Here is a 16,900-nt window from a genome sequence, read left to right as displayed (position 1 = left end):
TATTATCGGTACATTTGTGCAGTCCATTAATAAAATAAGTTTAGAGTTCATTGTACATGCTTGCGACCAAAAAATTTAAACAGTCCGCGCTTGCCCAGTCTGTACGTTTTATATTAAATGTACATGACCTGAACAAACTCATCTACACGAGCATGTTATTGGGTTTGACGGTGTCGACCAGTTACGCTCAAGAAATAAACCCATCTGTTGCTGCTTCGAGTTCATCGCAGACTCAGCCTACAATCGACTCTAATGATCTTAATAATAACGTTGCCACGAGTGTATCAACAACAGCACCTAACCAGCAGGATAGTTTGGCAATCTTGCAACAACAAGCGCAATCTTCAAAAACAATTGCAGAATTCAAACCAATAGAGTTTGAAGATCTTGAAAATTTACCATCGACTGCCGTAGATTCGGCAATGGCCAACGAAATTTACCGTGTTGCAGAGCAAGCCAAAGCAGAAGCTCAGGCCACTGCATCAAGAGCACCGACTACAGCGACATCTGCCACGACCAATCCATCGCAAGATCTGGCACAGATTAATCAGGCTCCCGTTAATGTTGATAATCTGATGCAGCAAATCCGCTCGGATAGCCAGATTAATGTTCAGGCCAATACCACTGGTCAAACGCTTGAACGAACCAGTCTGCAACAAGCCAGCCAACCCGAAGAAAAAAAGGGATTCTTTAAACGAATTATCGATAAGATTAAGCCAAAGCGAGACCTTGGCGGACAATCCATTCCTCGTATTACGGCAGAGGTAAAAGGTGCTCCAACTGAGCTGGCTGCAAATATTAAGGCGAAGTTATCGAGTTATTCTCAAGAAGCTTTTCAAGATTTTAATAGCTCATTACCGCAACTTCGTAACTTATCGAATCAGGCTGCGCAGGCGGTGGGATATTACAACGCCGAGTTTAAATTTGAAAAGTTGAGCGACTCCAAAGTTCGTGTCAATGTTATACCGCATGAGCCAGTTAAAATTGAAGAGCAAAATATCGACTTCACTGGCTCAGGTGCATCGCTGCCTCAATTCCAAGTGATTCGACTTGTTCCTGAACAAGACGTGGGCGATATTTTAAATCACGGAAAATACGAAGAAACAAAATCACGTATTGCGACAGTGGCCTCAGATAACGGATTTTTTGATAGTTATTGGCGCTTGCATGATGTGCGTGTTAATCAACCTCAAAATACAGCCGACATCAATTTAAAGTATGAAACAGGCGAGCGTTATCAGTTGGGTAATGTTGAATTTCGAATGAGTGATCCTTCGAAGAAAATTCCCCTCGATATGGATGTATTGCTCAGCATGACACCTTGGAAAGAGGGAGACGACTACACTTTCTGGCGTGTCAATGCACTGGCCAACAACTTGACCAACTCCCGTTACTTTAACTACACCTTGGTCGATACAATTAAACCAGACCCGATTCAAAAGCCATTAGAGTTGCCGCCAGATTTACAGGCCTTGGTGGATCAAGATAATCAATCACAAACGTTACAACAAAGCCCGCAACAGGGTAAAAAAGTTGTGTCTGCAAATGAAGTGACGCAAAATGTTGTAGATGAAGCAGAGTTTGCTGGCACACAAGCGTCTGACAATCAAGATCGAGCATTACGATTACAGCGTAGCGAGCAAAAAGAACAAGAGTCTGAGCGTAATCAGCTTGAAAATAAAGCGCGTGAAGAAAAGAAAATTCCTGTGATTGTGACACTCAATGCAGATCGTTTAAACAGTATCGAAACTGGTTTTGGTTACGGAACCGATACGGGATTTCGAGTGCGTGGTCAGTATCGCCGTGCGATCGTAAATAGTCGTGGTCACTCATTCGATGCCAACATGGAAGTCTCGCAAATTCGTCAAGCGGTCGATGTGCGTTATAACATTCCCTATAAACATCCGCTCAATGATTACATCAGTATTGTGGGTGGGTTTGAGCGTGAACTTGACAATGATATTGGACCAAACGTCACCCTTGAAACTCAGACTGCTGTGATTGGTGCAGAGCGTATTATCAAAAATCCACTGGGCGGTTGGCAACAAACCTATGGCGTTCGCTATCGCGTTGATTCACTTAACCAGCGCGGTACGGTTGATGAATCTAGTCTGCCAGATGCATTTAAGGTGCCTGGTTCCGATCCAAATCAACAGGCTTTGCTATTTGGCTATTCAGTTTCTAAAACCAGTAGCAATAACAATATCAATCCGACCAAGGGTTTTAAGCAAACCTATAAGCTTCAGGTGGCAAGTGATGCCCTGATTTCAGATGCCAATATTATTATGCCAGCTGCCGCTTGGCGTGCTATTTATTCAGTAGGTGAAAATGACGATCACCAATTTGTCGGACGAGCAGATTTAGGCTATATCTTCACCAATGACTTCGAGAAAGTACCATACAATTTGCGCTACTTTGCTGGTGGAGATGAAAGCATACGCGGCTTCGATTATAAGAGCCTTGCACCACTCGAATTTGGCTATAAGGTGGGTGGGCAAGCCTTGGCTGTTGGATCACTTGAATATAATTATCAGTTCAAAGAGGGTTGGCGAGCTGCGGTATTCTCTGACTTTGGTAATGCTTACGATAAAGATTTTAATACACCAACAGAATATGGTGTAGGGGTGGGGATTCGCTGGAAATCACCTGTTGGACCAATTCGTATCGATGTGGCATCGGGGATTTCCGATCCAAACCATCCGATTCGTTTACATTTCTTTATTGGCCCACAACTTTAAAACAAAATTTGTACTAGGATCATTATGGGTGAATTCGAACAGCAACCAGCTCAAAAACCAGAAAAAAAACGCCGTATTTTAAGAAGTGTTTTATTTACATTCGGCATTATTCTGCTGTTTTTAGTGTCTGCCTTGACCATCATGGTATCGACGGACCGTGGGAGTAAATTTTTGCTTGATCGGGTGATGGAACGCCAGCAAATTATTCGCTACGAATACGAAGGTGGAAATCTGCTCAACGGTATTATTCTGCGTAATATCTTAGTCAAACTCAAAGAACTCGATATAAAAATAGATCATGCCGATATTGGGCTGGGTTGGCGTGCACTGATCAATAAAGAGGTGCATTTAAGCCATGCTGATGTGAAAAATTTGCAGATTATCAGCTATGCCAAGCCTACCGGAGAACCATTTAAATTTAGCGAAATCAAACTGCCATTTATTTTGCGTGTGAATGAAGCTAATGTGGATCACTTGCGTATTCAAACCAGCGGAACTCATGTTGATTTTAATGATATCTATCTCAAAGATGCATTATGGTCGGGCACAGAGTTAAAGTTTGAAGATTCAGAATTCGATATGGGCTATCTGGCGGTAAAAAATGCCACAGGCCAAATGACCTTTAGTGGGAAATATCCGCTGTCGCTTACAGGTGATCTGAGTTTACCATCCTTAAATAGCCTGAATATTAAAACCATTAAAGTGGCGGCCAAAGGGACTTTAGACACGATTCAGGCAGGTGTTGCAACCAATACACCAGATTTACTTACAGGATGGGTCGTGGTGCATCCTGTGCGTGATCATGTGCCAATGTTTGGTGAGCTTCAGTTTAAGAACTATCATCTTCCATTGTTGGTCGAGCAAAAGCTTTTTGCCAAAAACGGCGTTGCAAAATTTAAAGGGGATGTCCAGTCAATGGCCCTTACGCTTGATACAGACTTAAAGGGCGAAAACATCCCTGAAGGGCAATATACTGCCAATATGCAAACGGATCTGGTCAATGGATTAACCATTCAGGATTTCAATGGTCAGCTCATGAAAGGATCTGTCAATTTAGCCGGTTATGTGGGATGGCATGATCGTGTGACATGGGATGTGAATGGTCGTCTGAATCGATTAAATCCTAAAGATGAAGTGATTCCGCAAGCGATTCAAGATTTTCTACCGCCTTCACTCGATGCCAATATTAGCTCGAAAGGAACGCTTGAAAATGGAATGGCACTCACTGCCAATCTTGATTTTGACAAATATGAAGCGTGGTCGGTTAAGCTGAATCAGGCAGAAGCCAAGGCAAAACCACAGCCGTTATTGCTGGATATCTCATGGAGTAAAATTGATCGTGCCATGCCATACATTGGTTGGCTCAGTAGTGATTCCGGGCAAGTTAATCTGGCGTTAGTTGACAATAAACAAGACATTCATGTTGCGACAGTCATTAAAGCACATGAACAGGCAACGTTGCCTCCCGGTCAATACGATGCACGACTAGATTTAAAGGACAATATTTTAAATATACCGGCATTTACTTACAAAGCCACGCAAACTGGTAGTTTAAGTGGACAAGCGAAAGTTGAGTTGCCAACTGAAAAGCGTCAGCTTAAATGGAATGCATTTCTAACGGCAAAAGACTTCAATCCGCAATCAATCTCGACTGCTGCGCCTGTCGATCGTTTGAATGGACAAGTCAAAGCCAATGGCTATGCTAAACCCAACCAGCAGATTATTCAGCTTAATGCGATTGATTTAAAAGGACACTTGGCAAATTCTGGGCCAAATGATGTGATTGAACTGACGGGTACCAGTACGGCTGCCATGGTTTTTCACGATGAAAAATCGGGTGGTGGTTTTAAAGGCTTCGCTGTTCAATATGACGGCGGCTTAAATGCGCTGAATCAAGGCAAAGGGTTACTCAAATTTAATATTTCAGGTACGCCTGAATTGATCAAAATCGCACAGCTTCAGCACGATGGTGTCGCAGGTAAAATTTTTGCCAGCGGGCTGGTGAATCTAAAAAATGCAATTGCTTGGGATATCAATGCTTCTCTGGTGCGATTCAAGCCACATTATTTTGTTTCGAGCGTTCGTGGTGAAGTATCGGGTAATCTAAAGACGCAAGGGCTGTGGTCTGAGCAAAGCAAACGTATCAATCTGGAAAAACTTAATCTCGCGGGCTATATCAATAATAAACTGGTTCGTGGAATGGGGAATCTTGCGTTGGTGATCAATGCAAATCAGAAAGGCTTATTACCGCAGCAGTTTGAAGCCAATAATCTCTTTTTAGCCTATGGGAAGAACCAAGTTCAAGCCTCAGGAAATGCACAAAATTTACGTTTAAAAGTAAATGCACCTGCACTCAATGAGATTTATGCACCGCTGCGTGGTCGTGCTTACGGTTATTTAAATCTACAGGCGCAGCCACGGCTTAAAGCGACGGCGAATCTGGCTGTAGATAATTTTGGTCTGAACACCATCAGCATCAAAAAAATTCTGATTCAAGGTGAATTACCAACATCTGAGAGCGTTCCAACATCACTCAAAGCCACATTAAATGATTTACAAAGTGGCACGCGTCAAATCCAGTATGCAGGCATTACCTTGTCTGGTACGCGTAAGGCACATCTGGTTCAACTTCAAGGCTGGAATTACTATTCTAAGTTTTATGTACAGCTGGCGGGTGGCTTTAATGCCTCAAATGACTGGCTTGGCCAGATTCAGCAAGGTGTATTTGATTCTCGTCGTGCGGTATTAAAGCAGCAGCAAAATGCGGCTGTAATCTTTAATCGCGCTCGCCAAGAGTTATTTGTGGGGCAGCATTGCTGGGCCAGCCAGCAAAGCCAGCTATGCTTTGATCAGCCGCTACGGCTGAGTCAGCAGCGTGGTAATGTATCCTTTGCAACTCGTAACTTAGACTTAAATGACTTTGCCGCATTTATGCCAGAGGGGCTGGCCATTACTGGTAAGCTCAATGGTTACGCCAAGGCCAATTGGGCCAACGGCGGCAAGCCTCAAGTCGATGCACAGCTGGTTACGCGTAATGGTGAAATTGGTTTGGCAGCGTCTGATCCGCAAGATCCAGCATCGACGTTGAGCTATAACCAGTTAAGTGTGATTGCTAAAAGTGTTCCGCAAGGTTTGCTGATGCGTTTAGATGTACAAACAGATGCAATCGGTACAGGCTATGCCAAAGTTGTCATTAATCCGTATCAGACACCAATGCCGATGTCGGGTGAGGTCGCATTTAACAATGTGCAACTCAAAGTACTCAAACCATTTATTAGTGATGTGCGCTCAATGGCAGGCACCTTGTCGTTGGCGGGTAAAGTTAATGGAACACTGACACAGCCACAAATAACTGGAGAAATGCGACTAAAAGACGGTGCAATCAGCATGATTTCGCTACCTGTCAATCTCACTAACATTCAGTTGTATTCATCTATTCGCCAAGATTCTGCAAGTATTAACGGTGCTTTTAACAGTGGTCGTGGTGCGGGCACCCTTACCGGAGATATCGACTGGAAAGATGATCCGCGTATCAAGTTAAATCTTAAAGGTGAAAATTTACTGGTTCGTCAGGCGCCATTGATTACGGCACTGGTGACACCGGACATCTCGATGGAAGCGTATCCTGTAAGTAAGCGTTTAACGGTGCAAGGAAAAGTCGATGTACCACGTGCATTAATTTCGATGCCTGAAGCGACTGAACCTGTGGTTGGTGTTTCTTCGGATGTTCGCGTGGTGCGTGAAGGCCAAGATCAGCTGGCGATTTTGCGTGCGGCAAAACCATGGCAAATTCGTGCGGATATTGGCGTTTCGATTGGCAATCAAGTCATTTTCCAAGGTTTTAATAGCCGTATACCATTGGTCGGTCGTTTAAACCTTACCCAGCGCGGTTTAGATACTGCAATGAATGCCTCAGGGGCAATTGGGGTGAGTCAGAAAGTTAAAATTGAAGCCTATGGGCAGAGTCTAGATTTAAATCGTGCAATTGCCCGTTTCAATGGACCTGTTTCAAATCCAACCCTTGATGTCGATGCCAATAAGAGCGTTCAGGGCAGTACGGTCGGTGTACGTGTCACGGGAACAGCTTCGGTACCGAATATTCAGATTTACAACGATGCAGGGTTGTCTGAACAAGAGGCACTCAATGCCTTGGTGACAGGCCGAATCAATGAAGGAAGTAGTAGTTTAAGTAATACAGCCGGCTTTAAATCGGATGTGAACAATACCATTGCAGCAGCAGGGATCAGTATGGGCTTGGGTGGAACGCGTGCACTGACGAATCAGATTGGTCGGACCTTCGGTTTGAGCGGTTTGGCTCTAGACGCACAAGGCACAGGTGATGATACCCAAGTCAGCCTGACGGGTTATATCACACCAGATTTATTTATTCGATATGGTGTAGGCGTATTTACGCCAGTCAATAAACTGACCTTGCGCTATCAGGTGAATAAGCGCCTATACCTTGAAGCGAGTCAGGCACTGGAACGATCGCTCGATATTTTCTATAACTGGCGCTTCTAAAGCCAGAATAAAAAAGGGCAATCCAATGGATTGCCCTTTTTTATTGAGATGCATTTAGCTCACCACATCAAAACCCAAGTCTTCAATTGTACTTACAAGGGTATCTCGATTGAGTTCTTGTGCAGCATCGCTATACACCTTAACTTCGGCCGAAGCGAGATCGACCTCAACATTTTGAACGTGCTCAAGTGCAGAGAGAGCAGACTTGATCTTACTTGAACATCCACTACAGGACATTCCTTCAACATGAAAAATATAATGCGACATGATCACTTCACTCCGAAGAAAAAGGGCGTGGTTTCCAGCGACGTAAAAGCAGAGAATTCGATAATACCGAAACCGAACTGAGTGCCATCGCAGCGCCTGCCAGCACTGGATTTAGTAAACCCAGTGCTGCCAGAGGAATACCAAGCGAGTTGTAAATAAAGGCAAAGAAAAGATTCTGTTTAACCTTAGATAAGGTGGCTTGAGACAAGTCAATTGCGTGAATCAAGCCGCTGAGTTGATTGCGCATCAGCACCACATCGGCCGCTTCAATTGCAATCTCTGAACCTGCACCAATTGCAAAAGCAACATCTGCTGTAGCAAGTGCTGGTGCGTCATTAATTCCGTCACCAACCATTGCAATCCATTTACCTGGTTGCTTCAAACGCTCGATTTCACTGAGTTTATCTTGAGGTAAAACACCTGCGATATAATGTTGAATCTCAAGTTGCTCAGCAACCACTTGTGCAACACGTGCGGTATCACCAGTCAGCATAATGACGTCAATACCACGAGCCTTCAGTGCGGCAATTGTTGATTTCGCATCTGGACGAATTGAATCGTGTAATCCGACATAACCCTGAATCTGGCCGTTTATGGCAAGACCAATTACAGTTTGCCCTTGCTGTTCAAATTTTTCGATCAATGCTTGATCAAGCTGAACATCATGATGAGCTAATAAGCGAGGCGATCCGAGTAGAACACGCTGTGAATCAAGTTCAGCTTGGATACCATGACCCGGTAAAATTTCAATATTTTGCACAGGATTTGATTCGATATTCAGCTGTTGGGCATGATCAACCAATGCACGAGCAATTGGATGTTCGGAATGGCTTTCAAGCGCGCTGATAACTGACCAAAACACTTTGGCTGTAATAGACGCTTGTGTGGTGGTGCTGGCGACCACTGGCGTACCTTGCGTGAGTGTACCTGTTTTATCCAGCACGAGCGTGGTGATGCGCTGAGTATGCTCAAGTGCCTGTGCATTACGAAATAAGATACCTGATTGCGCCCCGCGCCCTGTTCCCACCATAATCGCTGTGGGTGTTGCGAGTCCGAGTGCGCAAGGGCAGGCAATCACCAAAACAGCAACTGCACTGATCAGACTGGCTGTAAATGTATCTGTAAACCACCATGTAAAGCCAAAGGTGAGTACACTGATAATAAGAACAGCAGGAACAAAAATTGAAGAAATTTGATCGGCAAGGCGCTGGATTTCTGCTTTTGAACCTTGAGCCTGCTCCACCATGTGCACAATTCGGGCAATCATGGTGTGTTGACCAATACCAGTTGCACGAACTTTCAGTACGCCATGGTGGTTGACTGTTCCTGCAAAAAGTGAATCATCGGGCTGCTTGGAAACCGGCATGCTTTCACCCGTGAGCATTGCTTCATTTACTTCAGAATTGCCCTCAATAATTATTCCATCTACCGGAATGCTTTCTCCAGCACGAACAATAAAAATATCATTAAGCGCAAGCTGATCGACATCCACATCAATAATTTGACCATTGATCTCTTGATGTGCCTGTTTTGGCTGTAAATTTAACAGCTGCTCAATGGCTGCTCCAGTTTTGGCTTTGGCACGTGCTTCAAGTAATTTACCTAATAACACAAGGGTAATAATACTGGCACTGGCTTCGAAATAGACATGCTCTGATAAGTTGAAAAACAAAACAACACTACTAAACAAATACGCGGCACTGGTACCTAAAACCACCAATACATCCATATTGGCAGAACCGCCTCGTACTGCATTTAAGGCATGCTTATAAAAAAAACGACCACACCAAAACTGTACGGGAGTAGCCAATAGCCACTGTATACCTCGCGGAATAATTTCATGGTAGCCCAGCATCATCGCCAGCATTTCAATGAATAACGGAAGAGTAAATAATACAGCAGTTAAAAATAGCCATTTTTGTTGTTTAAACTGGGCAGATCGATTGGCACTTTCGGTATCAATACCTGTCTTTTTTTGCTGAGCTGAAAATCCAGCTTTCTCAATGGTCGAGATAATCTCTTGTGGCGTAATCAAGCCCTCTACATAACGCACAGATGCCGTTTCGGTGGCAAAATTAACCTGAGCATTCAGTATTGGCTGGCGTTTGAGAACTTTCTCGATACGTTGGCTGCAAGCCGTACAACTCATGCCCTCAATGTTTAATTCAAGCGTGTTTTCATGAAGGGCAAAACCTGCCTTTTGAATCCCCTGAATCACGTCTTCTATCGAACTGGCGCTGCCTTGCAAACGTACTTGTGCACGCTCATTGGCGAAGCTGACCTCGGCATGAACATCTGGTAAGCGATTCAGTACTTTTTCAATCCGCATGGCACAAGCTGTGCACGACATGCCGTGAACAGGAAGATTAAAGTGACGCACTTGATGTGTATGTACTGACATTTTAATTTCCTGTAAAATAAAATCAATAATACCCCAATGGGGTATGTTTGTGAAGGACTCTCAATATGTCAAAACCTCAATCCGGCACCTCGAAGCACAACACATCAGAGGCTGATTCAAGTACTCAGCTTTCAGCTTGTATGCAATGTGAGACATCTGAAACTCAAACTGGCCAAAGTCCGAAGCAGGTGATTCAACCGCATAAAAAAGCATTGCTGAATCGATTGAGTCGAGTGCAGGGGCAAGTCAATGGCGTCAGCCAAATGATTGAAAATGATCGTTATTGTGTCGATATCATCACTCAAATTTCTGCCATTCGATCTGCGCTTGACGCAGTGTCTAGGCAATTACTTGACGATCACGTTAAAGGCTGTGTGCGCCGTGCGGTGTTAGATGACAATACAGACGAGGTCATGGATGAGCTTTTAACGCTCATTAAAAAAATGCGCTAGAAAATTGATCGTATCGCTATGAAAAACTTAACCAAGTTCTAGTTGGGAAAATAACTAAATTTCAGTATCATGATTTGCAAAGGAGAGCGTTCATGAAAAAATTTCTACCGTTGACTGTCTTGGTTGCACTGGTTGGCTGTGGCGAAAAAAAACCACTTACCCCTGAAGAACAGTGGCATGGCTACTGTACCAGCATGGGCAATGCGGCGCGTTCAATTTTGCTCGATCGTCAAAATGGCATTCAGAAAACACAAGCCGTTGAACATGCCAATAAAATTGAAGAGCCGTTCACCAAAACTTTTATTTTAAGTATTGTTGAACAGGTGTATGCACTACCACAACAGCAAGTGACAGATAAGCCAGATGCAATCCGTGAGCAGATCCGAACTGAAGTGACGCAAAAATGTTTGGCAACTCCACACGATAAAGTGCCAAATTACAAGCAGTTCTAATTTTAAGAGATAAGCTTAATTACTTTATAAAATAATGCCATATGATTGATTCGCCCATGTTGGCGAATCGTCTTTGAATAAAATCAAGCAACCACATGATCGATTGGAATTCTGATTAATTCAGATCACTGGGCCTGACAATTCTACAGTTTAAAACAATTTTGATTATTGCATCATGTCTAACACGGCTTTCCTTATATTTGACATTGTGTTTGCTAAAAATTCACTCATTTTATTGGCACACTCGTGTAGATAAATAGATGATTTCTTTTAAAGGATCTGCAAGGTGGATATCGCATTTCATGATTAAATCATGCATGATGCATCTGCATTTTGATGAATGCAAAAGGGAGCAAAAAATCAGGAAGCAATTGCAAGAACTACAGGTATTTTGAATGGTTTTTAGCGCTGTTTAGGGTGTACTACTATTTCGCTATAAAATAACGAGAATCACGGAGAAATACGGTCCTTGCATTAACTTTTCACTTGATTTTTAGTAAAATTTTGCTGTCCATATTACTTGTGAAGCTTTAATAAGCAGGAATTCACAAGTAAATTTTTAAAAAGAGGAATAACACTGTGCTAGAAGCTTACCGCCAACACGTTGAAGAGCGTGCCGCACTCGGTGTACCACCGAAGCCACTTGATGATGCTCAAACTGCTGACTTAGTCGAATTACTTAAAAACCCGCCAGCAGGTGAAGAAGCATTCCTCGTCGACTTGCTTGAAAATCGCGTTCCAGCAGGTGTCGATCAAGCGGCATATGTTAAAGCTGCTTTCTTGGCAGCCTTGGCAAAAGGCGAAGCGACCTCTCCACTCGTTTCGAAAGAACGTGCAGTGTATTTACTTGGCACCATGCTTGGTGGTTACAACGTTGCACCATTGGTTGAGCTACTGGATGATGCCCAACTCGGTGCTTTAGCAGCAGATGCACTGAAAAAAACACTTCTTGTATTTGATGCATTCCATGATGTGGCAGACAAAGCAAAAGCGGGTAACACTAACGCGAAAGCAGTTTTGCAATCTTGGGCAGATGCTGAGTGGTTTACCAGCCGCAAAGATGTACCAGAAGAAATCAAATTAACCGTATTTAAAGTGACGGGTGAAACCAACACCGACGACTTGTCTCCAGCGCAAGATGCTTGGAGCCGTCCGGATATCCCATTACACGCAAATGCAATGTTGAAAAACGAGCGTGATGGCATCAACCCTGAAAAACAAGGTGAAATTGGTCCACTAAGCCAAATTAAAGAACTTATTGCGAAAGGCAATCAAGTTGCTTATGTTGGTGATGTTGTGGGTACAGGTTCATCTCGTAAATCTGCAACAAACTCTGTGCTTTGGTTCTTCGGTGACGAAATCGCGCACATTCCAAACAAGAAAGACGGTGGTTACTGCTTAGGTTCTAAAATCGCGCCGATTTTCTTCAACACCATGGAAGATGCTGGTGCGTTACCTGTAGAGATTGATGTTGCCAACATGAACATGGGCGACGAAATCGTTCTTAAGATTGACCATGCAGCAGCTAAAGTCACTGCGTTCAAAAACGGCGAGCAAATTGCTGAATCTGAACTTAAAACGCCAGTACTTCTAGACGAAGTACGTGCGGGTGGTCGTATTAACTTGATCGTAGGTCGTGGTTTAACTGCGAAAGCGCGTGAAGCTTTAGGTCTTGAGCCATCTACATTATTCCGTACGCCAGTACAACCTGCTGCAACAGGCAAAGGTTTTACTTTGGCTCAGAAAATGGTGGGTCGCGCTTGTGGTCTTCCAGAAGGTCAAGGCGTTATTCCGGGTACTTACTGTGAACCTAAGATGACGACTGTTGGTTCTCAAGATACCACTGGTCCAATGACACGTGACGAGTTAAAAGATTTGGCTTGCTTGGGCTTCTCTGCTGACTTGGTTATGCAATCGTTCTGTCACACTGCTGCTTATCCAAAGCCAGTCGACGTACAGATGCAACACACATTGCCAGATTTCATCATGAACCGTGGTGGTGTGTCGCTTCGTCCAGGTGACGGTATTATCCACTCTTGGTTAAACCGTATGTTGCTTCCAGATACAGTCGGTACTGGTGGTGACTCACATACACGTTTCCCAATTGGTATTTCGTTCCCAGCAGGTTCTGGCCTTGTTGCGTTCGCGGCAGCGACTGGTGTTATGCCACTCGATATGCCTGAATCTGTACTTGTGAAGTTTAAAGGTAAAATGCAGCCTGGTATCACGCTACGTGACCTTGTACATGCAATTCCTTACTACGCAATCAAAGAAGGCGATTTGACTGTCGAGAAGAAAGGTAAGAAAAACATTTTCTCTGGTCGTATCTTAGAAATCGACTTGTCGGAAATGGAAACTGACTTGACCGTTGAGCAAGCATTTGAATTGTCTGATGCGTCTGCTGAACGTTCGGCAGCGGGTTGTGCAATCACACTTTCTGAAGAGAAAGTAGCTGAATACTTGCGTTCAAACATTACCATGTTGAAGTGGATGATTTCACAAGGCTATGGCGATGCACGTACAATGGCGCGCCGTGTTGAAAACATGGAAAAATGGTTGGCTAATCCATCACTTCTTAAGGCGGATGCGGATGCTGAATACACCAAAGTGTATGAAATTGATCTTGCAGACATCAAAGAGCCGATTCTTTGCTGCCCGAACGACCCAGACGATGCGAAACTTCTTTCTGACGTTCAAGGCGACAAAATTGATGAAGTGTTCATCGGTTCTTGTATGACCAACATTGGTCACTTCCGTGCAGCGGGTCAGTTACTTGAGAAAGTACCAAGTGGTTCATTAACAACTCGTTTATGGTTGGCACCACCAACACGTATGGACGAACACCAGTTAATGGAAGAAGGTTTTTACAATACTTATGGTCGTGCTGGTGCGCGTACTGAAATGCCGGGTTGCTCACTATGTATGGGTAACCAAGCACGTGTTGCACCGAACACAACAGTTGTATCGACTTCTACACGTAACTTCCCGAACCGTTTGGGTCAAGGCTCTAACGTATACTTGGCATCTGCCGAGCTTGCATCTGTTGCTGCTGTACTTGGTAAATTACCAACGCCAGAAGAGTACCAACAATATGCAGCACAAATCGACAGCATGTCTGCCGATATCTACAAGTATTTGAATTTCGACCAAATGAGCGAATATACCAATGCTGCTGATCAAGTAGATACCAAGAAAATTGCTGCGGCTCAGTTAACTTAATCGATTGATGATTGAGTTTAAATGAGTTAATAATAAGGGCTGAGTAATCGGCCCTTATTATTTTAGAAAAAATGAAAAATTTCGATTGTTTAAGACAAGAATATCTGGATATATTAAGAAAAATAGATGAATCTTTCTTCAATACAAATCATGAAAATAGTAAAGTAACAGAAGGTTTATCGGGTTTATTTCTAGCTAGTGAACCAGATAACTATTGGAATGCTAAAAATAAAATTATGATAATAGGTGCAGAGACTAGAGCATGGAATATTAACTTACAGCAAGATTATTCCCTGAATAAATATTTATCAGAATCAATAAAAAAGAATAAAAATTTTTTTAAAAAAATGTTGAGTGAGCCTAGAAGTAAAAAAATCACTTTCCATGACTTTACTAGATCTATTGCAGATCATTCGGGGAGTGATGGGCTAGTTTATTGCAACTTATTTTGCTTTTCTTGGAAAGAAAAAAGTCCAATAAACTCTAAATACTTTTCTTTCATTAAAGATCTTTCTTTCGAGCTTTTAAATGCGCAGATAAATTATTTTGAACCTCATATTATTATTTTTGCAAATGGTAGTCAAAATACAGTTTATCGAAGAGAATTATTTAATCCATGTTTTTACTCAGAGGGAAAGCATTATGCTGATCAGGGCATCAGTAAAAATCAGCTTTATCAATTTATCTACAAGAAGAAAATTATATGCTATAAAATACAACACCCATCTACCATTCGTGGAAAGAGTTTAGCTAAAGCAGCTCGTGTTAAGTTGCTTGAATTGTTACCTATAAAATAATAAAAAGCCCCGCATATTAGCGGGGCTAGTCGTATACGAATCGAGTCATATACTGTATGAGGCTCATCTCAAACTGCGCGTATTAAATCATATTTAGCTGTCAGTTGCAGCAACTATCTTCAACATTATTCAATCAGCATAAAATCTGCGGTATGCGCCAATTTTAATGGACGTAGTGCAAAAGTCGAACGTGTATGCCGAATTCCTTTAATGGAATAAAGTTTCTTTCTTAAAAACCGCTCATAGTGTTCTGAATCCTTCACCGCAACTTTTACAAGATAATCATATTCTCCTGTAACCAAATGCGCCTCAATCACTTCTGGAATTTCTGCAAGTGCTTCGCTAAAGTTTTCGAGCATTTCATCGTCATGCCGTTCGAGTGTAATTTCAATAAAAAATAATTCATTAATTCCAATGGCTTTGGCATTAATATTAGCAGTATAACCATCGATAATTTTAAGTGATTCAAGCCGCTTTAGTCGTGTCCAGCAAGGTGAGGATGATAAACCGACCTCTTCGGAGAGTTGTGCAATCGTGAGTCGGCCATTACCACGAAGGGCAGATAAAATTTTCCGATCTGTACGGTCTAATGTGTATTCTGTGCTGTTCAAAATTTAAACCAAAGAAAATTATGCTGTATATTTTCAATATACATAAATTTTATGCTGTTAAAACTAAAAAAAATTGAATATTCGGTAAAATTTTTGAGAGCGTTCAAGTTAAGATGTTTTTATTCAATCAAAGTCATATGGGTAGTGATTTTGATGTGCAGCGAGTCTATTGAAAAGAAGGGTGCTTTTCAATAGGCTTACTTCACGCGCTGAAATAGTAAAATAAGCATAAAAAAACGCAGAAATATCTGCGTTTTTTTATGCAAAATACATTTATCGAGATGCCAAAAAGTCATCAATTTCTTGACGCCATGGCACAGACGGCTGGGCACCAGATCGGGTAACGGCAATTGCGGCGGCTGCATTGGCAAAGCGTGCAGCGTCTTGTGCGGTTTTTCCTTCAAGAAGTGCCGTCACAAATGCACCGTTAAAGGTATCGCCTGCGGCAATGGTATCGATTGCATTTACTTTAAACCCTTCAATCAGTTTGCCCTGACCGTATTCACTTAGCCAAACACCACGAGAGCCCATAGTAATGACTACAGTTTTAATGCCTTTTTGATGCAACACATTTGCCGCTTCAGCAGCGTCGTGATCATCATGCACAATCACATTAGTAAGGCTCAAAGCTTCAGTTTCGTTGGGCGTAATAATATCGACCAAACGTAGTAATTCTTCTGGCAACTCACAAGCTGGCGCCGGATTTAAAATCACTTTTACGCCAGCAGCTTTGGCGAGCTTTGCAGCGTGCAAGATAGTCGCCAACGGTGTTTCAAGCTGTAAAAGAATTGCGCTTGAGCGTTGAATTAGCTCTGCATGCTGATCGATATACGCAATATCAAGCGCAGCATTGGCACCGGCATGAATACCAATAAAATTCTCTGCATGCTGATTAACAAAAATCAGTGCGACACCTGTGGTGAAACCTTCAACGGCACGTACGGCTTGAGTATCAATGTGGTCTTTGATGAGCTGGTGACGAATTTGTTCGCCCACGGCATCGCCACCTACACAGGCAATAAAACTGGTATTGGCGCCACTTCGGCCTGCTGCTACTGCCTGATTTGCACCTTTGCCACCAAACGCGACCTGATACTCCTGACCATTCAGGGTTTGTCCCGGATGAGGGAAGTGTTCAAGAGAAAGGATATGGTCAACATTGATGCTGCCAATTACAGTAAGCAAAGGACGGGTTGAACTCATTAGAAACTCTAAATTAAAAAAGCGGCGTATTATGCCTTTAATTTTAAGCGATGTATAATTTAACAAACAAGCGCTTAAAAAAAGTGGCCCATATTGCTGATTAGTTATTCAGCTTTTTTAAGCAAAGTAACAAAAATTAATAATGTTATCGTATTGTGAGAATGATATGCATAAGGAGGTGTTTTAAGACTAATTTAAGATAGAAATCCTAAAACGAATGAGTGGCATACAAACAATGA

Annotated in this window: 10 protein-coding genes; 6 read left to right on the top strand and 4 right to left on the bottom strand. The window is 42.7% G+C overall.

Going from position 1 to position 16,900, the window contains the following annotated elements; genetic code table 11:
- Window positions 1-56: 56 nt before the first annotated feature.
- Window positions 57-2,738 (top strand): autotransporter assembly complex protein TamA, encoded by a 2,682-nt coding sequence (locus tag ADA42_RS03255; protein WP_004948221.1) that lies wholly within the window; start codon window positions 57-59, stop codon window positions 2,736-2,738.
- Window positions 2,739-2,762: 24 nt separating this feature from the next.
- On the top strand, window positions 2,763-7,259 hold the full coding sequence (locus tag ADA42_RS03250) for a translocation/assembly module TamB domain-containing protein (RefSeq protein ID WP_048763557.1): 4,497 nt from the start codon (window positions 2,763-2,765) through the stop codon (window positions 7,257-7,259).
- Between the two features lie 54 nt (window positions 7,260-7,313).
- Here the strand turns inward: ADA42_RS03250 and ADA42_RS03245 are convergent, their stop codons facing one another.
- Entirely contained in the window at window positions 7,314-7,526 is a 213-nt protein-coding gene (locus ADA42_RS03245; protein ID WP_048763555.1) for a heavy-metal-associated domain-containing protein, read from the bottom strand.
- A gap of 7 nt (window positions 7,527-7,533) precedes the next feature.
- Window positions 7,534-9,927, bottom strand: a complete 2,394-nt coding sequence (locus ADA42_RS03240) for a heavy metal translocating P-type ATPase (protein ID WP_048763553.1) — start codon at window positions 9,925-9,927, stop codon at window positions 7,534-7,536.
- Between the two features lie 65 nt (window positions 9,928-9,992).
- Between ADA42_RS03240 and ADA42_RS03235 the strand changes: the two genes are divergently transcribed.
- From ADA42_RS03235 to ADA42_RS03220, 4 genes are all read left to right on the top strand, one after another.
- Window positions 9,993-10,379 carry a metal-sensitive transcriptional regulator gene (locus ADA42_RS03235; protein WP_004938826.1) on the top strand — a complete coding sequence of 129 codons (387 nt, stop codon included), beginning with the start codon at window positions 9,993-9,995 and terminating at the stop codon, window positions 10,377-10,379.
- A gap of 92 nt (window positions 10,380-10,471) precedes the next feature.
- Entirely contained in the window at window positions 10,472-10,831 is a 360-nt protein-coding gene (locus ADA42_RS03230) for a hypothetical protein (RefSeq protein ID WP_048763551.1), read from the top strand.
- Window positions 10,832-11,410: 579 nt separating this feature from the next.
- Entirely contained in the window at window positions 11,411-14,050 is a 2,640-nt protein-coding gene (locus tag ADA42_RS03225) for a bifunctional aconitate hydratase 2/2-methylisocitrate dehydratase (protein WP_004948202.1), read from the top strand.
- 71 nt (window positions 14,051-14,121) lie between these two features.
- Entirely contained in the window at window positions 14,122-14,847 is a 726-nt protein-coding gene (locus ADA42_RS03220) for a hypothetical protein (protein ID WP_004948200.1), read from the top strand.
- Between the two features lie 125 nt (window positions 14,848-14,972).
- Here ADA42_RS03220 and ADA42_RS03215 read toward each other — a convergent pair whose 3' ends face one another.
- Entirely contained in the window at window positions 14,973-15,458 is a 486-nt protein-coding gene (locus ADA42_RS03215) for an Lrp/AsnC family transcriptional regulator (RefSeq protein ID WP_004948198.1), read from the bottom strand.
- Window positions 15,459-15,731: 273 nt separating this feature from the next.
- Entirely contained in the window at window positions 15,732-16,661 is a 930-nt protein-coding gene (gene rbsK / locus ADA42_RS03210) for a ribokinase (protein WP_004938810.1), read from the bottom strand.
- Window positions 16,662-16,900 lie beyond the last annotated feature (239 nt).

It is taken from the genome of Acinetobacter sp. 243_ASPC (assembly GCF_001054715.1).
Classification (GTDB): Bacteria; Pseudomonadota; Gammaproteobacteria; order Pseudomonadales; family Moraxellaceae; genus Acinetobacter; species Acinetobacter soli.
Note: the sequence above shows the minus strand (reverse complement) of the source record. Positions and strands in the feature narration are given on the sequence as shown.